This window comes from Ruminococcus sp. AF31-8BH (genome assembly GCF_003460605.1).
Taxonomy (GTDB): domain Bacteria; phylum Bacillota; class Clostridia; order Lachnospirales; family Lachnospiraceae; genus Blautia_A; species Blautia_A acetigignens.
Window position 1 is genome coordinate 186,377 of sequence record NZ_QTVN01000009.1, and the last position, 19,854, is coordinate 206,230.

Genomic DNA, 19,854 nt, shown 5'->3' on the forward strand with positions numbered 1-19,854 from the left:
GAAGCGGCGGCTCTGAAAACAAAAACTGGTTAAATTATACACTATCCCAGTGATTTTTAACCAGTGCTTTAATACCATCATGAATATTAGTGTTTGAATCTCCATCCAGAAATGTGACAACCCTGAAGCCAATATCAGCATATTTCTTACGTTCAGCTTCAAATTCTTCCTGTGAAGAAAAATCATTACGCCAAAGATAATACGTTGGCTTCCGCAAGGTTATCACATCCTTTCTTTTAAATTTTCTATAACTATCATATAAAAAGTGGACAGTTTTCGTGTCTGTCCACTTTAAAATAATTTTACCGTTCACGATCTGAATGGGTTAATTGTCCTCGTTTTGCCAGTTCCAGTATTTCTGGTGGAATACAATCCATCAGATTCTGGAGATTTTCATAGTCAGCTCTGAGCCTGGCATCATCCATTTTCTTTCGTATACTGCTGGACGTTGCTTCTTTTACCTATCTGCTCAAATCCTGTGTCTGCCTTTTTAATGATACATTATCTGACTTTAAGGAACTAATCGTCTTATCATATTTCCGGACCTGTGTCTGAAAGTTCTCCATTGCAGGAAAGAATTTCTGTAAAAGTTCTACCGCTTTATCTGTATTTTTACCGGCATTAAAGAAATTTGTGTTTTCCAGCAAATCAGTAATCTGCTTAGCCTGCCGGGTAAGATGTGCTGCTTCTTTAAAAAGTCGTGGCGGAATATGTTCACGCCCGGTCATACTGGCGGCTTCTCCACGTTCCAGATCTGGATATTTTTCTACCATGTGTTTCCAGAACTCATCCTGCCACCAGGTCAGCTTTTTCTTATTTCCAAGAATCTCTTTTGCACAGAGCCTCCCATCTTGGGTTATCGGGACAAAGGAAAGGTGCATATGTGGAGTTTTCTCGTCCATATGCACCACAGCCGAAAGGATTGTTTTTGAATCTTGATATTTCTCTATAAATTCCAAAGCTGTTTGGAAATACGCTCTGACTTCACTCTTTTTCTTACCTTTGAAAAATTCTGGTGTGGCAGTAATCAAGGCTTCAATAACACGTACACTGTCTTTGCGTGTCCGGCATCCATATTCTTCAATCAGTCGATTCAATTCTGCCCGGTACTTTCCGACTGGTTCAACCAAGTGATAATTCAGATTTTTTCGACTGTTATCTATATCCGGATTGCTGGCATATTTTCCTTTTTTCCGTTCATTATGTGCTTCAATATTGCTGATTTCAGGTCCTTTGTATTTTGCAAGCCTTAAAATGCCGTATTGTGCTTTCTGCATTTGTATCTCCTCCTTTCCGAAAAACAGGCTAATTGTCATGCTACTTCCGACAGCCAGCCTGAAAAATATATAATGTGTAATTTGCATTGAATCACTATGTACATACGTACCAGATTGTATTTTGTCTGAACTGCAATCATAGCATCTGAGAAACTTCGATTTTTTAATGCAGTCATAGAATTTTCTTCACACCAGAGACGATAGCTCTCATGCAGTTCCTTGGAACTTGCACTTGCTTCTGGCTGAAAACGAATGTATCCTTCTGATTCTAAAAACTCCAGTACATTGTTATTGTCTCGTTTCACATTTTCACGATTCACCTTGATGCGGGGACTTTCTGTAAATTTAAAATCCTGACGGACTAACCGTTGTAGTCCTTCAAACGCCCAGAGAAAAATACTTTCGGCTTCATTCTTCATTTTTTCTGCCAGATAGGGATCATCTACACGATCAGTAGGTTTCTCCTTTGTTGTCAGTACTAATTGCCTTCGGTAAAATCCATCACTCCGGTCATACAATGCCTGCAAATCACCATTACTGAATGCAAGCAGTCTGGAAAAAAGCCACCCCTGGTAACTTTGCTTTCCTTTACGTTCCAAGTCCATTTTTCCCTGAGCAGTAACAATGGATTTCACATAACTGGTCTGTTTCAGACTTTCGAATATTTCCCCACGAAGGGGCAGATCATCAGTAATCCGCCCCTCTGGAGTAAAAAATGCATTGTTGGCAAAGAGTATTTTATGCGTATGGAGAAATTCCTCACAAAAGGCAGCTTCATTGATACTGGTTCCGTCAAACCAAACTGGATAGTTACTAAGCTGCTTCTTCTGCATATGTATCCTCCTCATCACGAGGTCCTGAAAGATATTTCAAATCTTCCAGATAGCCTGTTTCTTTCATGGATTTTACAACTTCAAAACCTTCCTCTTCATCTGCAAAGGTCAGATAGTCTGCCAGATATTCGATATAACTCAGACTTTCATATGCTTCTTCAAATCGTTCGTCCATAGGTAAATCTGGTCGTTCTGGTGCATACAATGCTTTCCATTTTTCCAAACGATGAAGATATTCGCAAACCATTTTCTGACATTCACATAATTCTTTCTGTCTGTTCTTTGTTTCCATGTACTCTGGCTTTTTCAGAGCTGCTATTACTGGCAGATTATCTGGTGTAATACCAAAATCTACAGCAATTTTCTTGGCGGCTTCATAGTTACTCAGTCCGAATAGATTTGCAACAAACTGAATCACATCTCCGGTTGCACCACAACCAAAGCAGTAGTAATAAGTGGTATTCAGTTTCATACTTGGATGATGGTCATTATGAAATGGACAACAGATCATGTTGTTTCTTCCAATTTTCATGCCATAATATTCTGCAGCCTGTCCGACTGTTACAGTTTCTTTTATTGTTTCAAATAATCTCATTCTATTTTCCTCCTGATTTAAGTTTGAATTTAGAGCTGTACCGTTTTATCCAGTTCCTTTCCAGACAGGCAACCCTTCTCGGCGCTGTGTCGTCTCTTTGTGAGCGCTCTTTTCGGATCAGAAAATCGTGGCGGTTTATAAAGTTCCGGAACGGTCATTTAGTTTTCAAGGTTCTGTCTGATCGATCATGTTGACAGTTTAGCATGAAAAAATCGTATCTTTAGGATCTTTGCAAAAAACGAAAATCACAGGTAAGATACGAATAAAAATTGCAAATTTGCATAGAGACAGATATAATTGAATTTACGCAGGAGGTGATAAAAATAGGAAAAGCAGATTCAAATATAAACACTAGTAGTTTTGCATGGCGTTTACATAATTTACGTGACAAGCATGGGTTAAGCCAAATGCAACTGGCAAAAGAACTTCATACAACAAGTTCTCAAATTAGCCGTATTGAAAGTAGAGTTACCGAATATCCCAGTATAGAAATTGTTATAGAAGCTGCCAAATATTTTCATGTTTTAACAGATTATCTGCTTGGAATCACTCAGATCACTTCAACCAAAAGTTATGATATATCGGAACTTGGACTGTCGGAAGAATCGGTAACGAGACTGATTACCAGAAGAATAGATGTAGATATTTTGAACCGATTATTGGAGCATGAAAATTTTCCAAAATTATGTATTATGATTCGGAATTATTTTGATGATACTATTGCTGAGGGCATCATGGCACGAAATAAGATGATTGATTTTGCCGTTGATCAACTGACTGATCTGATGACTGCGGAACCAGCAAAAAGAAAAGAGATTATAAAAGATAAGCAGTTTTTAAGCCTCACAGAAATTAGGCGCGAATGAAGCAGACATTGAAAAAATCAAGATTCAGTTTATGACAATATTGCGTGATATTAAATCTGGTATGGAGAAAAAAGAACCAACAAAAGCGGTTGCTACAGCCGAGGCCGTACAGATGATTCGGGACGCATTGCCTGATAAGCTAGCTTCCGATATTACAAGTACTGATTTAGCAAATGCAGTAGCTTATTATATGGGACAGACAACAGATCTGAATGATGAGGGACTTGCAATGGTGCAGAATTTGGCAAAATATATTTGTGACAATAGTGTACCTGAGAAGAATTCAGAGAATAGCTGACGTAAGCATAGATATACCTTTCTTCAAATGTGGCATCATCTGAATAACAGCATTGTTATACTAATATTCAGACTTAGTTCTGTTCTTTCAGGCAACTCCTTTACGGAGTACCTTTCAGCACAGAATGCCGGGAATTGGGGATAATCGCAAGAATATAGAATTTCTTCCCGGCAGCCACAATTTCATAAAGGTATAACACACTAGACTTTCCTGAGGGAAAATCGTGTGCCAAGGGGAGTGCCGCCCCTTTGGATACCCTTGCTTGAATACTGAGATTATTTGGCAGGCGTCGCGGCTCCTGCATCTCTTTTAACCCATAGGGTGTGTGGTTGCAACGAAATTTACCACCTCAAATAATCATGTAATTATCATAGTCGAAAATTGGACATCTGTAAACTAGATTTAGGTATTATATGAACAAAAAAATGATGTATAATATTCATAGATTACAACAATGTTAAGGAGAGAACGAATGAATTTAGAAATATATCAAAAATTGTGTGCTGAATCAAAAATTCTCTGGACACAGCATTGTTTACAGCGAATGCAGGAAAGAGATATCAGTCGTGCCGATGTAAAAATGGAATTGCAACCGGTGAAATCATAGAAGATTATCCAGATGATTTTTCTAATCCAAGCTGTCTGATTTTTGGATATAATGTAAATGGGCAGATTTTGCATATTGTTGCAGGTTGTGATAATATAAATATATATATCATAACAGCGTACTATCCAGATACAAAGAAATTTGAAGATGATTTAAAGACTCGAAGAAAGAGGTGATGGATATGTGTATGTATTGTAAAAACAGTACAACAGTAAATAGTACAACAACACACGTCGTAAATTATAAAAATTGCATTATTGTAATTAAGAATGTTCCATGCCTTGAATGTGAGCAGTGTGGGGAAAAATATTATACGGACGAAGTTGCTGAACGACTTGAAACGATTGTAAATATGGCAAAGAAACTGATGCAGGAAATTGCTGTTATTGACTATCCACAGGTAGCTTAATAATTTTCTATATTTTTATTGCATTTTTTCTGAAAACACCGTATAGTATCAATCAGTGATCAGATTACAGATACTTGAGAAGCCTGTGATCGAGAGAGGGTGCCGAGGCCCCTCTCTTTTCTTTTATCTTTTCTTTGCACTATTCAACCCATCCACCCAATTACACAAAATTACAATCGTCTCATAATTTACATTGATATATGCATGCCACCTTTACGTCCGCCAAGAACTTTCTTGCCTTTCAGGTCCTCCCATTTAAAATCAGGCATTTCCTCCCTGGCCACCAGGAAATTTCCAGCTCTCTGGGTGAGCTGTGCAAAGTTCACGGCCGGGTCAGTGGCACCTTCCTGATAGGCATAAATGGATGCCTCAGCCCCCATAAATCCAATATCTGCTTCACCAGAGATTAGTGCTGTCAGAACCTTATCTGCCCCAAATCCAGTCACCAGTGTCAGATCCAGCCCTTCTTCTGCGAAGTAGCCTTCTTCAATGGCCACATACTGCGGCGCATAAAAAATAGAATGCGCAACCTCATTCAGAGTAACCTTCGTAAGCTCTTTCTCCTCATTTTTTCCCGCAGTCACTGTAAACGGCAGCGCCGTCACCGCCAGAACCACTGCCGCCGCAGCCGAAATCCATTTTTTATTTCTCATGCAGATGAACTCCTTTTTTGACTTCTGATTTTAGGATATGCAAAAGGCACTCAAAGGGTTCAAAATAGAACAAATATACAGAGAGAAGTGAAAATACTACATTGTTATGTAATCGGCTATCACTTTACCGCTTGAAAGTAACGATTGTTTATGGTGAGTTGCAGCTAACTCATAAATACAGGAGGCACTATGATCAAGGTTACGAATTTATCAGAAAAAGAATTACGGGAAATTGGTCTTCAAACGGTACATCTGGTTCGTGAAGTATATCGCAAAAGGCGGGGACAATCTTGAAGCAATTATGAGAAAGCAAAAGCGGAAGTATGTAGTGGTCCAGCTTCTGGCAATTCCGGAAAAATACCAGCACCAGGGCCATATGCGCCAAAAGATTGTTTTCCATCGCCAGTTTCATCATAGATTCTTCTGACGGCCATCTGTCCATTACACAAACAGCTGCCAGAAGCCTGACCAGAAATCTCTTGCACCATCCCTACAGCACCCTTTCGAATCCCGAATGCGCATACCTCCATCAACAAAATGCCAAGTATCAAACCTTCCAACAGTACTTGTGCGATCATACTCTTTCTCCTCCTTCTGCTGGATCATTTTTCGCTTGCTTTGTCCGGTTAGTTTTATCTTACTTTTAGTTTAGCACACTCTTATATAGAGCTGCAACCGGAAGTTAGCGGTACCGAAAACAAAATTTTTGACTTTCCAGTGGATTTATGGTAATGTGGTTAGTAGTATCTAACGAAAAAAATAAACGTGAAGGAGATGACTGCTATGACACCGGAAGAATATAAAAAACTCTCTATCAAAGAATTTACGCAGGCCGCAAAAGTCTATGACAGCGGACATGCTGGTATTTATGAAATGTGCAAGGATGATTACCCACCGATTCTGGCTGAACTGGAAAAAGAAGAGTTTCACGATGTGCTGGACTGCGGATGCGGAACAGGACCGATGATTGAGCTGCTTCATGAAAAATACCCGGATAAACATTATGTAGGGCTTGACTTCACCCCCGAAATGATCCGTGTGGCTCAGGCAAAAAATCTTTCCAATACGGAATTTCTCGTAGGCGACAGCGAAAATCTGCCTTTTGCAGAGGGTTCTTTTGATGCAGTTATTTGCTCCAACAGTTTCCATCACTATCCGAATCCCCAGGATTTTTTCAATAGTGCATATCGCGTTCTGAAAAAAGGCGGCCGCCTGGTTCTGCGTGATTATACCTCATCTGATTTCGTTGTCTGGCTGATGAATCATCTGGAAATGCCGCTGGCAAACCTGGTTGGACACGGCGACGTAAAAATACATAAAGCTTCTGAATTCATCTCCATGGCACAGAAGGCTGGTTTCACCGTGCTGACTATGGAGAAGCAGAAAGGCTTTCGGGCGCATCTTGTGGCACGGAAATAAGTATTCGTTGGTTCAAAAAAGAGGGCGCTTCGGCGCTCTCCTTGACTTTCCCATTATATTGAAATATATACAAAAAATACTGGCAGGATGCTTTCAAACACACCCATGATCAATATGAGAACCGCTATAACAGCCATTCCGCTTCCCATTACTCTGCATAATTTTTTCTCTTTATATTTTGCCTTTTCTTCTTTGGACGCAGTATTGTATCCGGAAATAAGCCAGCTTCCACGCCCCAGAAGCAAAACTATGGAAAACACTGCAAATACTATAAAAGCAATCCATACAACCCAGTCTGGTCCCGCCGAGATATCTTTTAATTTCATTCGCAGCACCTCCGCAATTCTGATTTTACAGTATTTAAACAGGTTCTAAAGTATTTGGCAAAATTATAGCAGTTTCTATCTGGTTTTACAATACAAATATGGTACTATGAATTCCCTCCCATTTGCATCTCTGAAAACCCTTCTTATTTCCCACCAGTTAAAAAAATTGAAAATTACTTAACAACAATTCAATTGTCTCCTGTCCGCAATCCTGTTATGATTTACTTACAAAAGCTTTTGCTGTAACTGATTTTTATATATGATGATGTCACCGGCTGGTGACAAGTTCGTTTAGAGGAGATAACAGGAATGGACATTGGAAGTGTAATTAAGAAATACAGGAAAGAATCCGGTTTCACCCAGGAGGAGATGGCAAATCGGTTAGGAGTGACCACGCCGGCTGTGAATAAGTGGGAGAACGGCAATTCGAAGCCTGACATTGATTTGTTGGCGCCCATTGCAAGGCTGCTTCATATTTCCCTGGATACGCTGCTGGCTTTTCGGGAAAATCTTACAGATGCTGAGATTGAAGAACTGATCCGGGAAATGGAAAAAATGTTTTCCGAGGAAGGCTATGAGAAGACCTATCAGTGGGCAGTCAACACCATAAACGAGTACCCAAACTGCAATCTGCTCATCTGGCAGATCGCGGTCATGCTGGATTCCAGAAGAATCCTGGGAGAGTGCGAGAATCCGGACAGGTATGATGACCAGATTAATTCCTGGTATGAACTGGCGCTGAATGATGAGAACGAGAGCATCCAGCACCACGCAGCGGATTCCCTGTTTGGATTTTATTTAAGAAAACAGAACTACGAAATGGCAGAAAAATATTTAAACTATTTTTCCGACTATGACCCAATGAAAAAGGTAAACTGGGGCAGACTCTATATGGAGCAGGGAAAAACAGAAGAGGCATATGAAAAGCTGGAGAATGCTGTTTTTTCAGAATACACCACCTTAAATCTGGCTTTTTCCATTATGACAGCAAAGGCTCTTAAGGAAAAGAACGGTGCATACGCAAGATTTCTGGCGGAAAAAATGTGTACTCTGGCTGCTGTATTTGACATGGGAAAATATAACCAATGTGCCCCTTTGCTTAATATTGTAACTGCAGAGAAAAATGTGGAAGATACCTTCCAGGTAGCAAAGCAGCTTCTGGAAAATGTGGACACCATATGCGATTTCCGGGAATCCAGGCTGTACCAGCACATGGAATTCAAAACCGCCGAAAACCCATACACCAGGGAAATGGAAGAAAACCTGCTGACATTATTCCGGGACGGAGAGGACTTCTCCTACATGAAAGGCTATGAACCCTGGGAAAAACTGCTCGGTAAGTCATAATACTTATATGGTGTAAAAAAAGAGATTATCCGGGAAAAGGAACGCTTCGCCGGATAATCTCTATCGCCGGAATAAGCGTAGCCGCAGGAGAAGTTTTTCCATTGTATTTCAGATAAACCTTCTCATTATAATACCAGTCAGACTGAAGAATCTTGGTGATCGCATTATTTAATTCCGCGTACAGTTCCGGGCTTTTCTTGCTCACTCCCAAATAATAAGGAGAATATCCGATTTTCAAAATGGAATTCCAGAGATACTTGGAAATCTCTTTTTCTGCAACTGTTGTGGAAACAATGGCGTCCAGCTTGCCGCTGTTCATATCAGCGTACCGTTTCTCACTGCTTTCAAATAGGTCCACCTAAATACTTCCTTTATTGATTCCCATCCGGCATAATAGGCGATTTGCTGAAGATATTCATAGCCATATCCGGATTTGGGGGCATTTCCTTCTCCTTCCTGATAACCTGGATAAATCAGATAGCCAACGCGAACCTTTTTCAGTCTCTGGCCCGGTGTGTCATCAGCGTCTGCAGCCTGTACCCCTGCGTCAACAAAAGTCTGCAAGGATTTTGGAGTATTTTAGTGACGTGCAAAATTTAGATGTACAGTTTCTGACAACACTGCTATAATGAAACTGATAAAAACAAAAATACCCGGGAACCATAAGACCGGGCAGAAGTAAGCGAAATAACAGAACAGATATCAGGAGGAGCTATGAGTACTATAAAAGAAGAAATCCACGCATTATCAGAAGAAATGCTTACCAATCTTGGAAAGCTGGTTGCAATTGATTCCCAGCTTGCTCCGGCAAAAGAGGGAATGCCATTTGGGGAAGGCCCTGCCAAAGCACTTGAGATGGGACTTCAGATCGCACAGGAGCTTGGCTTTAAGACTGTGAACCTGGACAATTACTGCGGTTATGCAGAGATGGGCGAGGGAGAGGAAATCGTCGGCATCGCAGGACACCTGGATATTGTTCCGGTAGGCGGTGACTGGACTTATGACCCATTTGTGCTGACACGCAAAGGGGACTACGTATACGGCAGAGGAACCACAGATGACAAAGGACCTGTGATCGAAGCCCTCTATGCAATGAAGCTTCTCCGTGATTCCGGTGTGAAGCTGAACAAGCGTGTCCGCCTGATTATGGGCTGCAACGAGGAGACTGGCTCCAAATGCATGAAGCATTATAATGAAGTAGCAGAAGAGCTGTCCTGCGGCTTTACTCCGGATGCCAATTTCCCATGTATCCACGGCGAAAAAGGGCATATGTCCATGATGGCATACTCCAAGAATACAAAGATCATTTCTATGAACGGCGGATTTGTTTCCAATGCAGTGTGCGACAACTGCACCACCGTGATTCCGGCAGAAGCAAGGCTGAAAGAGAAGCTTGAGGCTGCTTTTTCCCAGACAAAGCTTCAGGAATATAAAGTAACAGAAGAGAACGGAACCCTTACCATCTATGCCAAAGGAGTTCCTGCCCATGCAAGCACACCGGCACTTGGAATCAATGCAGCAGGCGTAACCTGCCAGTGCCTGGAAGAGGCTGGATTTGAAGATGACTTCGTGAAATTTTACAACAGCCACATTGGCACAGACTGTGACGGTTCCGGTGTAGGCCTGAAATTCGCAGACGAATACGGCGACCTTACCTTCTGCAACGGCATTGTGAAAACACAGGACGGCGTGATTTCCTGTACTATTGATATCCGTGTTCCGGTTACCTTAAAGGCAGACCAGGTGCGCGAAATGTGCCAGGGCAGACTGGAAGACGAGAACGGACGCATTGAGATCGGAACAATCGGCAATCCTCTGTTTTTCCCAAGAGAGTCTCCGCTTGTCAATGCACTGTACAAAGCATACGTGGATGTAACCGGTGACACCGAAAACAAGCCAATGGTAATCGGCGGCGGAACCTATGCTAAATCCCTGAAGAATATTATCGCATTCGGACCTGAGAAACTGGGTATTGATTACCACATCCATGGTGCTGACGAGTTTATTCTTGTATCCGGCATGGAAGAGGCAGTTCTGGTATATATGGAAGCGATTAAGAATCTTCTTGCCATCTAAAAAATTGGTTGAAAAACAAAATCTTTAATGCTATAATTTTCCAGGACTAATCCAGTTCACAATTAAATAATGGGCAAAGCAGTCGAAAGGCTGTGACGCAATATAGGGCCTGTGAAATGGCAGCCAGTTGCAGATACAAGATGATGCAGGGGAATACTATAGGTTGGTCTATGGTATTCCTCTTTTTGGTTACCAGAGAAACCATGCAGCAATACAGGAGAGAAATATATTTATGTGGGAGAAAGACATCCAGCTTGAAGAACTGAATACCGAAAACTCTGCTTCCTATGAGGAAATCTGTGAGCGATATGTTCTGAGCCATGTACCGAAGAAAGACCAGGAAGGCCTGCTTGGGAAAATGGATTACGAAAAAGTAGCAGAGATTCTTTCCTACAAGCCAGAGTACAGCTTTACCTATGAGAGTATCATCGTGGAAAAAAAGCACCTGTGCCAGATGAAATATATGCGTTTGGATGATGAACAGCATGTGCTTATGGGCTTTCGCATGGTGGACGATATTGTTGCAAATGAGAGAGAGAACAGGAAATCTCTGGCAAAGGCTGTGGCAGTGGCAGAACAGTCATACGCTGCCGCGGAGAATGCCAACAATTGCAGAGGCGCATCTTGACGATACCCAGAGAGTTCATGAATGCCTGATCACCACCAAGAAGCAGGAGCTTTTCATTGATATCTGCAATGTGATCCACGAGGACGTAGTGGGGGATTCCCTACGCCTGCAAAATTTCTGTTGGCCTGAAAGAGATTCCCTCCGGGTCTGCTTTTTACTCTGAATATGTTTTTACCTGCGAGGACAATGGATATGGAATGACGCCAGAGTTTGTGCAGCGCCTGTTTGTTCCTTTTGAGAGAGCAGAAGACGAGCGTCTGAAGGGCATTCAGGGAACCGGACTTGGAATGGTGATCACCAAGAATATTCTTCGGATGATGATCCAGCCACCTGTGAGAGCACTTCCCTGATCCTGGACAGCCTGGAAATTCAGAACCGCTATGTAACTACCGGACAGGAGGCCATCGACCTGGTCCGCTCTGCCAATGAGAAGAAGCGGCCTTTTGATATCTGTCTGATCGACTGGAAAATGCCGGATATGGACTGCATGGAGATCATCCGGCAGGCAAAGCGCTATGGCAGCAATGAAGGCGAAGATGATTTCCATGCGGGTAGGATAAGAAGAATAAAGACATTCATTTAGGCAGCCTTTGGGCGCTCAAATACACGGAAAGAAGAGGGGAAATTCATGAAGAAGATCAGGCAGATTCAGTTTCATGCAGGAAGCCAGGAGGAGTTGCTTCCGGATTTTGGGATGGATTTTCCTTATATTGCTTCAAGGGCAGAGCTGGATCAATATCCGGATCATTTTGTGCCCTGGCACTGGCATAAGGCCGTGGAGCTTTTTTATGTGGAAAGCGGGGAAGTGGAATACAATCTCCCTAGTGAGAAAATCTGTTTTCCAGCAGGCAGCGGCGGACTTTTGAATTCTAATATTCTGCATGCTTCCAGAGGGATTTCATTGATCAATGAGAATGTTGAATTTTGCCATATCTTTGATGCGTCCCTAATTTCCGGCGGGCGCGGCAGCAGGATTGAAGGGAAATATGTACTGCCGCTTATTACAGTGCCGCAGGCGGAAATGATTGCATTATATCCGGGAAATCCGGTTCACCAGGAAATCCTGAAGATGATCCGGAATGCATTTGACATTTCCGAAAAGGAGTTTGGATTTGAAATTCATCTTCGGGCAGTGCTCTCTGAAATCTGGATTCGGATCTTCCAGCAGGCAGTTCCTCTTCTTGCACAGCCTCCCAAACTGCGCAAAAACAACGATAAGATCAAAGACCTGATGATCTATGTTCATCAGCACTATTCAGAAAAGCTGGTTATCTCCCAGCTGGCATCCGCAGTGTTCCTAAGCGAGCGGGAATGCTTCCGCATTTTCCAGGAATGCCTGCACATGACGCCCATGCAGTATATCCAGAACTATCGCCTCCAGATGGCCTGCCAGATGCTGGCGGAAACCCGCGCCTCCGTTACAGAGATCAGCCACGCCTGCGGCCTTGGAAGCAGCAGCTACTTCGGCAAGGTTTTCCGGGAATATATGAACTGCACTCCGGGAGAGTACAGGCAGAAGACGGAGCATAAATAGAGAGGAAATGTTATGTATCTATGGATCATAGCCGCTTTTACGGCTTACTTTATTAAGGGATTGTGCGGATTTGCAAATACGCTGGTGTTTACTTCGATTTTGAGCTTTGGCGCAGCCAATGCCAATATTTCGCCGGTGGAGCTGCTGATCGGGTATCCCACCAATTTTATCCTCACCTGGAAAAACAGGAAAAGCCTGGATTATAAGGTATATCTGCCGCTGGCAGCCCTTGTGCTGGCAGGCTGCATCCCGGGGGCTTTGCTTCTGAAAAATGCAGATGTAAGCAATATCAAGGTGATATTTGGCAATGTGGCAGTGCTCTTTGGGCTGGAAATGCTTTTTCGGGACAAGAAAAGGGGAGAGGGGAATCCGTTGTCCCAATCTTCGCCCAGGTCCAGGCTTACATTTGGAGCAGTTGGTTTGTTAGCTGGTGTTCTTTGCGGGCTATTTGGCGTTGGAGCACTTCTAGCAGTCTATGTGGACCGGGTGACGGACAGCGGAAGCGAGTTCAAGGCCAATATCAGCGCCGTATTTATTGCGGACAATACATTCCGGATTATTTTGTACAGTGCCCTTCATCTGCTTACCTTTGATACCCTAAAAAGTGCGCTTATGCTGATTCCTATTGCCATTCTGGGATTGTTTGCGGGAATGAAAAGCAGTTCCCTGCTGAAGGAAAAGACGGTACGGAGGATGATGGCAGTATTATTGATTCTGTCAGGTGTCTCACTGACACTGCAGAATATGTAGCAGTATGTGCCTGCCTGAAAAAATGGCAGGATTTTAATACAAAATGGCAGAAAAAATGTATTGCAAAAATATAAAATGCACTATAATGATACTCGGGAGGATGAAATACAGGGGACGCAGCGATGCTGCATTTTTCATCCTCCTTACCTCTCAGAGTTCTGGATGAGGTTTGCAGATACAGAGTAACGGATTTTCGTATGTAGTGAGTGATGTCGCCGACAGGCGGCATTTTCGTTTCAGGAGGTACTTTATATGGAACCAGATCGTAAAACAGCAGAACAGGCATTAAAAGAAGCTTATCAGTCCAACCCCGGTGTATGGGTGGATCATTCCAGATATGTGGCGCTGGCCTGCGAAAATATTGCACGCCGCTGTGCAGATCTGGATTCGGAGAAAGCATATATTCTAGAGCGTGGTTGGGAAAAGGCTGCCCAGATCTGTATTTCCCACGCATTTATGATCCAGGATATCCGCACCTCTATTGGCAAATTCGATGTCAGCGAGGAAGATTACCAGTTCATGGAACAGTTTGTGGATGTGACCATTCGGTACGGCGTTCATCCGGCTGCCATAGACAGATGGAAAAAGATACTGGAAATAAAAGAATATTTTCAGGGGAAGATGGGCTGTCCCATTTATGAGGTACTTCCAGGAGTAGTGGAGAATAGCATGAAATGATAATATTGTTATGAATAAATTGTCCCAGGCATCTGCTGTACTTCCTGTAAAGTACATGCAGCCGCCTGGGATTTTTTATCAATGATTATGTTTTGGCGTAAGCCAGAGTATTTTGCTTAATTTTTTGAGCCAGCCGCTTTCAGCAGACTATGTCTGCAAATATACTGAAAAGTAATATAGAAAATAATTCCTTTCGCAACACTGGAAAGGGTTAGGGCCCACCAGATTCCATTCAGACCAAGGGAAGTGCCGGAAAGGATCAGTGCCAGCGGAATACGCATAACGGTAAGGGAAATGCTGATCACGCTGCAAAGCTGTGTCCTTCCAAGTCCGGAAAGTGCGCCAACGGTCATCATCTCGACGCTGAGCAGGATTTCAGAAAATCCGATGATCCGCAGATAATCAATAGAAAGCCGGACCACCTCCTCTTCATGGAAGAACAGCACGGAGATATACCTTGGGAAAAATACAAAGGCAATAGTGATTAGAGCTGTCCAGCACACCAGAAGCCGAAGGGAAATGCTGTATCCCTGTTTGATTCGGTCAACCTTCCTGGCTCCATAATTTTGTCCCATAAAAGCATTTAAAGCAGAACCAAAACCATCTGCTGTATTCCAGGAAAGAGACTCAATCTGTCCGCCAACACGCTGTACTGCGATTGCACCGGCGCCGAAACCGGAGACCATTCTGGTCAGGATCATAGAGATAATGCAGTAAATACTTCCCTGTAATGCAGTTGGGATTCCAATGCGAAATACACCTTTTACGTAAGAAAGTTCCGGCCTGGAAAGAAGCTGAATCTTTCGCAGAACATTGGAATCGCCATGATCGCGGATGATTCCGGTGATCAGAATCAGCAGAACCACGATCTGGGCGGTTACAGTTGCAGCGGCTGCTCCCACCACCTCCAGCCTTGGGAAAGGTCCTACGCCAAGTACCAGAAGAGGATCAAGGATCATGTTCAGAACCAGACCGAAAAAGTTGGCTTTCAGCGGTGTTTTGGAATCGCCCTGGGCTGTGAAAAGTCCGGTCAGCACCTGAGAAAGAAAGGAAAATAAAATCAGTCCGCAGGTGATGCGCATGTAAATTCTGGCGCTGTTGTAGGTTTCGGCATCTGTCAGGGTAAAGAACTTCAGCAGAGGACCTGTAAAGACCATACTGACTACAGTAACGAAAAGAGCGAAAAGTATGGTAAGCTGCAGAGCCGCCTGGGCAAAGCCAGCTGCAGATTTCCGGTCTCCTTTTCCAAGAGACTGGGCCATGTTTACCTGGCCGCCCATTCTCGTCAGGGAGGAAAATCCCTGGGAGAGCCATACGTACATGCCTCCTACGCCTACGCCAGCCACAGCCTTGGAGCCCAGCATCCCGATCCATGCCATGTCCGTAATGTTATATGCAGTGGAAAGGAAGGAAGATGCCATGATCGGCAGTGCCAGTTCTGCAAGAGTCCGTAAAATAGGACCGGATGTAAGATTTAATTGTTTGTTTTTCATGTTTTGTCCTTAGTTTATTTTATAGTGCAGTGTTTGGCGAAAAGTCAGCCAAGGGGAGTGTATGAGATGTCTCCTAAATTTTCCCAGTCAATGCGTTCCTTTTTATAGAAATACTCGCGCTCATGTTCCCCGATTTCCCGCAGCACACGGCAGGGATTGCCTACGGCCACCACATTCTCCGGAATGTCTTTTGTGACAACGCTGCCGGCACCGATGACAGAATTTTTCCCGATGGTAACACCAGGGACAATGACAGTTCCCGCACCTATCCATACATTTTCGCAGATATGGACTGGCTTATTGTACTGCATGGCTTTTTCGCGAAGTCCTGGATCGATGGGGTGGTTCGCTGTGGCAATGGTTACATTAGGCCCGAACATGACTTTGTCATCAATATAAATGTCCCCATCGTCCACCAGTGTGAGATTGAAATTGGCATACACACCGTTTCCGAAATGAACATTTTTTCCACCCCAGTTTGCACGAAATGGAAGCTCAATATAGCAGTTCTCTCCGCACTCGGCAAACATTTCTTTCATATAGCGCTCTTTTTCTGCAAACTGTGAAGGCTTCAGCTGATTAAACTCCCACAGCTTATCCATATACACAAACTGATCTCCCGTGATCTCCGGAAGATTAGGATTATAGATCAGCCCCTGCTCCATACGCTCTTTATGATTCATCTGATTTCCCTCCAAAAAAGAATTGTAAAGTGTTACTATTATAGCATAGAAAATGAAACAATGTGAAAAAATTATGAATTTCCCTATGTTTGCTTGACACTTGCACGAATGAATGTTATATTACGAATAGAACAAGAAAAATGATTTCCCCGGGAGTGATTCCGGGGAATTTGTGTAGGTTGAATTTGAGGAGTCAGAGGTGACCAATATGGGAGCAAAGAGAGATTATTATGAAGTGCTGGGAATTAACCGCAGCGCGGACAAAGATACAATAAAGAAAGCCTATCGTAAGATGGCGAAGAAATATCATCCTGATTCAAACGCAGGAAATGCAGATGCAGAAGAGAAATTCAAGGAAGTTACAGAAGCCTATAACGTGCTCAGTGACCCGGAGAAAAAGAAATTGTATGACCAGTTCGGCCATGCGGCATTTGAAGAAGGCGGCGGAGCAGGATATGGTGCCGGAGGCTTTAACCAGTCAGGTTTTAACAGTTCTGGTTTCGGTGGTTTTGGCGGCTTTGGAAAAGGCCAGAGCGGTGCTTACAGAAGCCCGGACGGCAGCTATCAGGAATACCATTTTGAAGGCGGTGACATGGACGACATTCTGAAGAATCTGTTTGGAGGCGGCTTCGGAGGAAGCACATTCGGCCACGGCAGTTCCGCTCATGGCTTCGGCGGACACGGCTTTGGAGGTTCCGGCTTCGGAAGCCAGTTTGGCAGCGGCAGCTACCAGCAGAAAGGCCAGGATCTGAATGCGGAGATTTCCATCAGCTTCGACGAAGCGGCTCTTGGCTGCGACAAGCTGATCAATCTTTCCGACGCTGACGGAAAGGGCAAACAGACCCTGAAGGTTCACATCCCCGCAGGAATCGACAATGGAAAGAGCATCCGCTTAAGAGGCAAAGGTAACCCAGGCTATGGCGGTGCCCCGGCAGGTGACCTGCTTCTGAAGGTACATGTTGGAGAAAGAGCCGGATTTGAACGAAAAGGCGCAGACATTTACACCACTGTAAATATCCCGTTTCTGACAGCCGCTCTTGGCGGAGAAGCCAGAGTTCAGACCTTAAGCGGTCAGGTAATGTGCCGTATCCCGGAAGGTACCCAGTCCGGCAGCAAGATCCGTCTGAGAGGCAAAGGCATTCAGGTTATGGGCAAAGCCGGAGTCTACGGAGATCTGTACGTAACAATCCAGGTTCAGGTACCAAGAAATTTAAGTGAAGAATCCAAGAGGAAACTCCATGAATTTGACGCCAGCACCAGGATGACTGGAGCGAGAAATTCCCGGACAGCCTGAAAATAAAAAGAACATAAAAGAATAGCTTTGAAAAAGCAGTTTGCAAGTATGAGGAAAAGGCAATACAGCAGAATAAATGATGCTGTAAAAAATGCCAAACTTCACTATGCAAGCTGTTTTTTTATACCTTGACAATAATCCGAAATAGGACTATACTGCAAATAATCCGATTTCGGATTATTTTATCAAACCAAAGAAAAACTTCTTCGCAATCAGAAAGGGGAAAACAGATGGAAGAAATGACTTTCGAAGAATTTTCCAGAGAAGTGAACAATATTTACAAAAAAAACTGTGAAGTCTACTATAAGCTGGCATCGCACTTCGGAATGACAGAAACTATGTTTGATATTCTGTATTTTGTTCGGGAAAATGATGGCGGCTATACTCAGGCGCAGCTTTGTGAAAGCCTGCATCTCAGAAAGCAGACAGTAAACAGTGCATTAAAAAAGCTGGAAAAGGATGGCGTAATCTGTTTATCACAGGATTCTGGAAACAAGAAGAGCAAAACCATCCATTTTACTGAGAAAGGAAAAGAACTGGCGCAAAGTACAGTAGACCCGATTTTTGAGCTGGAACAAAGAGCATTTAAAAGACTTACATCCCAGGAAAGAGAAAATGTCCTTTATTACGGATATAGACATATTGACATACTGGAAGATGAAATGAAAAAGCTTCTGGAAAGAAATAAGAAAAAACAATAAGGAGAAATTTTATTTATGCAGATCAGATTATCCGATCATTTTACCTACAGCCGCTTGCTGCGTTTTACGCTGCCCTCTGTGGTTACGATGATCGTTGCCTCCATTTACAGCGTGGTAGATGGATTGTTTGTATCCAATCTTGTGGGAGCTATGGCACTTTCCGCAATTAACATTGCATTCCCGGTCGCCATGATTATCGGAGCTGTTGGATTTATGTTGGGAACGGGAGGCAGTGCACTGGTAGCCAAAACACTTGGAGAAGGGAAAAAGGAGCTGGCAAATCAGTATTTTTCCATGTTGATTTACAGTATTATAGGAATCGGTGCAATACTGACGGTAATTATTCTTATTTTTGTCCGTCCTATTATGCGCCTTGCAGGAGCCAGCGACCTTCTTATGGAAAGCAGTGTGACTTATGGGACTATCCTGATTAGTGGAAGTGTACCATTTATGCTGCAAGTCAGCTTCCAGAATTTCTTTGTGGTAAATGAAAAGCCTGTTCTTGGACTGGTGCTGTCCATTGCATCCGGCGTTACCAATATGGTGCTGGATTATGTATTTATTGCTGTGCTGAAAATGGGAGTAGCTGGTGCCGGGCTGGCAACGGTTATGGGATATGTGGTTGGCGGTGCAATTCCTCTGCTTTATTTTGCAAAGAAGAGAGAACATGGTCTGCAGCTGACCAGAACCAGATTTTATGGAAAACAGCTTCTTCAGGCTGCTTCCAATGGCTCCTCAGAACTTCTCAGCAATATTTCTGCTTCCCTGATCAGTATTTTATATAATATCCAGCTGATGAAAGTAATCGGGGAAATGGGAGTTGCGGCTTATTCTGTTATGATGTATGTAGATTTTGTTTTCCTAGCGGCATTTCTTGGTTTTTCATCAGGAAGTGCTCCAGTGGTCAGTTACCAGTATGGTGCGGGAAATCATAAAGAGTTAAAAAGCGTATTCCGAAAAAGTATCACGATCATTGGCATTACATCCGTGATCATGGTTGTAGTTTCTGAAGCTATCAGTTATCCGTTGTCAGCTGTTTTCGTGGGTTATGACAAAGAACTTCTGAATATGACTGTTCATGGCTTTCGGATTTTCGCACTGGGATATTTGTTAAGCGGAATTAATATTTATGCATCCTCTTTTTTCACTGCGCTGTGTAATGGTCCGCTGTCCGCATTCTTGTCTTTCACAAGAACCCTGATTTTTAGAGGAGGGATGGTATTGCTGCTTCCTGCTGTGCTGGGAATGGATGGAATCTGGGGTGCTATTGTAGTTGCAGAGGGACTGGGCATGGTATGTTCCCTGATCTGTTTTGTGAAAAACAGGAAAAAATATCATTATTAGGAAAAAATGCCATATTTCTTGAAAATTTAATATTGATTCTGTA

Annotated in this window: 25 protein-coding genes, 2 pseudogenes and 1 riboswitch; of the genes and pseudogenes, 16 read left to right on the top strand and 11 right to left on the bottom strand. The window is 43.2% G+C overall.

All coding sequences use genetic code 11. The features are described 5' to 3' along the window. Positions 1-34: 34 nt before the first annotated feature. The 4 genes and pseudogenes from DWZ38_RS12865 to DWZ38_RS12880 form a co-directional block, all read right to left on the bottom strand. Positions 35-313 (bottom strand): hypothetical protein, encoded by a 279-nt coding sequence (locus DWZ38_RS12865; RefSeq protein WP_243000257.1) that lies wholly within the window; start codon positions 311-313, stop codon positions 35-37. After that, positions 303-1,277, bottom strand: a pseudogene (gene mobV, locus DWZ38_RS12870) (MobV family relaxase). Before mobV ends, DWZ38_RS12865 begins: the two are co-directional and overlap by 11 nt. 35 nt (positions 1,278-1,312) lie before the next feature. Next, positions 1,313-2,110, bottom strand: coding sequence for a DUF5906 domain-containing protein (locus DWZ38_RS12875; protein ID WP_117853261.1), 798 nt, complete (start codon positions 2,108-2,110; stop codon positions 1,313-1,315). Next, positions 2,091-2,705, bottom strand: coding sequence for a CHC2 zinc finger domain-containing protein (locus tag DWZ38_RS12880; RefSeq protein WP_117853263.1), 615 nt, complete (start codon positions 2,703-2,705; stop codon positions 2,091-2,093). Before DWZ38_RS12880 ends, DWZ38_RS12875 begins: the two co-directional genes overlap by 20 nt. A gap of 314 nt (positions 2,706-3,019) precedes the next feature. Between DWZ38_RS12880 and DWZ38_RS12885 the strand changes: the two genes are divergently transcribed. The 4 genes from DWZ38_RS12885 to DWZ38_RS12900 all read left to right on the top strand — a co-directional run bounded on the left by DWZ38_RS12885 (position 3,020) and on the right by DWZ38_RS12900 (position 4,885). Beyond that, complete coding sequence (locus DWZ38_RS12885) at positions 3,020-3,571, top strand: helix-turn-helix transcriptional regulator (RefSeq protein ID WP_178105334.1); 552 nt, start codon at positions 3,020-3,022, stop codon at positions 3,569-3,571. Positions 3,572-3,602: 31 nt separating this feature from the next. Further along, positions 3,603-3,869: a hypothetical protein gene (locus tag DWZ38_RS12890; RefSeq protein ID WP_117853268.1), complete on the top strand. Its 267-nt coding sequence runs from the start codon at positions 3,603-3,605 to the stop codon at positions 3,867-3,869. A gap of 531 nt (positions 3,870-4,400) precedes the next feature. Continuing rightward, positions 4,401-4,652 (top strand): DUF4258 domain-containing protein, encoded by a 252-nt coding sequence (locus tag DWZ38_RS12895; RefSeq protein WP_347519690.1) that lies wholly within the window; start codon positions 4,401-4,403, stop codon positions 4,650-4,652. An 11-nt stretch (positions 4,653-4,663) separates the two neighbouring features. Beyond that, positions 4,664-4,885, top strand: a complete 222-nt coding sequence (locus DWZ38_RS12900; protein ID WP_330385670.1) for a type II toxin-antitoxin system MqsA family antitoxin — start codon at positions 4,664-4,666, stop codon at positions 4,883-4,885. Between the two features lie 206 nt (positions 4,886-5,091). Here DWZ38_RS12900 and DWZ38_RS12905 read toward each other — a convergent pair. Both DWZ38_RS12905 and DWZ38_RS12910 read right to left on the bottom strand, forming a co-directional pair. Continuing rightward, positions 5,092-5,538, bottom strand: a pseudogene (locus DWZ38_RS12905) (ABC transporter substrate-binding protein); the annotation flags it as partial. A 299-nt stretch (positions 5,539-5,837) separates the two neighbouring features. After that, positions 5,838-6,116 (bottom strand): hypothetical protein, encoded by a 279-nt coding sequence (locus DWZ38_RS12910; RefSeq protein WP_117853271.1) that lies wholly within the window; start codon positions 6,114-6,116, stop codon positions 5,838-5,840. A 205-nt stretch (positions 6,117-6,321) separates the two neighbouring features. Here DWZ38_RS12910 and DWZ38_RS12915 point away from each other — a divergent pair, with 205 nt between their 5' ends. Then, positions 6,322-6,957: a class I SAM-dependent methyltransferase gene (locus DWZ38_RS12915; RefSeq protein WP_117853273.1), complete on the top strand. Its 636-nt coding sequence runs from the start codon at positions 6,322-6,324 to the stop codon at positions 6,955-6,957. Between the two features lie 53 nt (positions 6,958-7,010). Here the strand turns inward: DWZ38_RS12915 and DWZ38_RS12920 are convergent, their stop codons facing one another. After that, complete coding sequence (locus DWZ38_RS12920) at positions 7,011-7,283, bottom strand: DUF3784 domain-containing protein (protein ID WP_021925101.1); 273 nt, start codon at positions 7,281-7,283, stop codon at positions 7,011-7,013. 309 nt (positions 7,284-7,592) lie between these two features. Here DWZ38_RS12920 and DWZ38_RS12925 point away from each other — a divergent pair, with 309 nt between their 5' ends. Beyond that, on the top strand, positions 7,593-8,630 hold the full coding sequence (locus tag DWZ38_RS12925) for a helix-turn-helix transcriptional regulator (RefSeq protein ID WP_021925102.1): 1,038 nt from the start codon (positions 7,593-7,595) through the stop codon (positions 8,628-8,630). Between the two features lie 25 nt (positions 8,631-8,655). On the opposite strand, the gene DWZ38_RS12930 is transcribed toward DWZ38_RS12925, so the two are convergent. Then, on the bottom strand, positions 8,656-8,988 hold the full coding sequence (locus DWZ38_RS12930) for an amino acid ABC transporter substrate-binding protein (protein ID WP_147343008.1): 333 nt from the start codon (positions 8,986-8,988) through the stop codon (positions 8,656-8,658). Continuing rightward, entirely contained in the window at positions 8,946-9,194 is a 249-nt protein-coding gene (locus DWZ38_RS22265; RefSeq protein WP_021925104.1) for a hypothetical protein, read from the bottom strand. Before DWZ38_RS22265 ends, DWZ38_RS12930 begins: the two co-directional genes overlap by 43 nt. Positions 9,195-9,344: 150 nt before the next feature. Between DWZ38_RS22265 and DWZ38_RS12940 the strand changes: the two genes are divergently transcribed. The 7 genes from DWZ38_RS12940 (at position 9,345) to DWZ38_RS12970 (ending at position 14,296) form a co-directional block, all read left to right on the top strand. Next, positions 9,345-10,706 (top strand): M20 family metallopeptidase, encoded by a 1,362-nt coding sequence (locus tag DWZ38_RS12940; protein ID WP_173765283.1) that lies wholly within the window; start codon positions 9,345-9,347, stop codon positions 10,704-10,706. A gap of 62 nt (positions 10,707-10,768) precedes the next feature. After that, positions 10,769-10,841: riboswitch (cyclic di-GMP riboswitch) on the top strand. Between the two features lie 97 nt (positions 10,842-10,938). Further along, on the top strand, positions 10,939-11,334 hold the full coding sequence (locus DWZ38_RS12945) for a hypothetical protein (RefSeq protein WP_117853277.1): 396 nt from the start codon (positions 10,939-10,941) through the stop codon (positions 11,332-11,334). Further along, positions 11,306-11,497, top strand: a complete 192-nt coding sequence (locus DWZ38_RS21980; RefSeq protein ID WP_147343010.1) for a hypothetical protein — start codon at positions 11,306-11,308, stop codon at positions 11,495-11,497. The genes DWZ38_RS12945 and DWZ38_RS21980 overlap by 29 nt, the downstream gene beginning before the upstream one ends. Then, positions 11,469-11,684, top strand: a complete 216-nt coding sequence (locus DWZ38_RS12950; RefSeq protein ID WP_243000260.1) for an ATP-binding protein — start codon at positions 11,469-11,471, stop codon at positions 11,682-11,684. The genes DWZ38_RS21980 and DWZ38_RS12950 overlap by 29 nt, the downstream gene beginning before the upstream one ends. A gap of 278 nt (positions 11,685-11,962) precedes the next feature. Beyond that, the gene (locus DWZ38_RS12960; protein ID WP_117853285.1) at positions 11,963-12,868 is read left to right on the top strand and encodes an AraC family transcriptional regulator; all 906 of its coding nucleotides are present in this window, start codon (positions 11,963-11,965) and stop codon (positions 12,866-12,868) included. Between the two features lie 12 nt (positions 12,869-12,880). Next, the gene (locus tag DWZ38_RS12965) at positions 12,881-13,618 is read left to right on the top strand and encodes a sulfite exporter TauE/SafE family protein (protein ID WP_021925110.1); all 738 of its coding nucleotides are present in this window, start codon (positions 12,881-12,883) and stop codon (positions 13,616-13,618) included. 252 nt (positions 13,619-13,870) lie between these two features. Next, entirely contained in the window at positions 13,871-14,296 is a 426-nt protein-coding gene (locus DWZ38_RS12970; protein ID WP_117853287.1) for a phosphohydrolase, read from the top strand. 116 nt (positions 14,297-14,412) lie between these two features. Here DWZ38_RS12970 and DWZ38_RS12975 read toward each other — a convergent pair whose 3' ends face one another. Beyond that, a complete protein-coding gene (locus DWZ38_RS12975; protein ID WP_117853289.1) occupies positions 14,413-15,789 on the bottom strand; it encodes an MATE family efflux transporter in 1,377 nt (458 codons plus the stop codon). 44 nt (positions 15,790-15,833) lie between these two features. Beyond that, the gene (locus DWZ38_RS12980; protein ID WP_021925113.1) at positions 15,834-16,472 is read right to left on the bottom strand and encodes a sugar O-acetyltransferase; all 639 of its coding nucleotides are present in this window, start codon (positions 16,470-16,472) and stop codon (positions 15,834-15,836) included. Positions 16,473-16,680: 208 nt separating this feature from the next. Here DWZ38_RS12980 and DWZ38_RS12985 point away from each other — a divergent pair, with 208 nt between their 5' ends. From DWZ38_RS12985 to DWZ38_RS12995, 3 genes are all read left to right on the top strand, one after another. After that, complete coding sequence (locus DWZ38_RS12985) at positions 16,681-17,766, top strand: J domain-containing protein (RefSeq protein ID WP_117853291.1); 1,086 nt, start codon at positions 16,681-16,683, stop codon at positions 17,764-17,766. A 230-nt stretch (positions 17,767-17,996) separates the two neighbouring features. Continuing rightward, positions 17,997-18,467, top strand: coding sequence for a MarR family transcriptional regulator (locus DWZ38_RS12990; protein WP_117853294.1), 471 nt, complete (start codon positions 17,997-17,999; stop codon positions 18,465-18,467). A gap of 15 nt (positions 18,468-18,482) precedes the next feature. After that, positions 18,483-19,811, top strand: a complete 1,329-nt coding sequence (locus DWZ38_RS12995) for an MATE family efflux transporter (RefSeq protein ID WP_021925116.1) — start codon at positions 18,483-18,485, stop codon at positions 19,809-19,811. Positions 19,812-19,854: the final 43 nt, after the last annotated feature.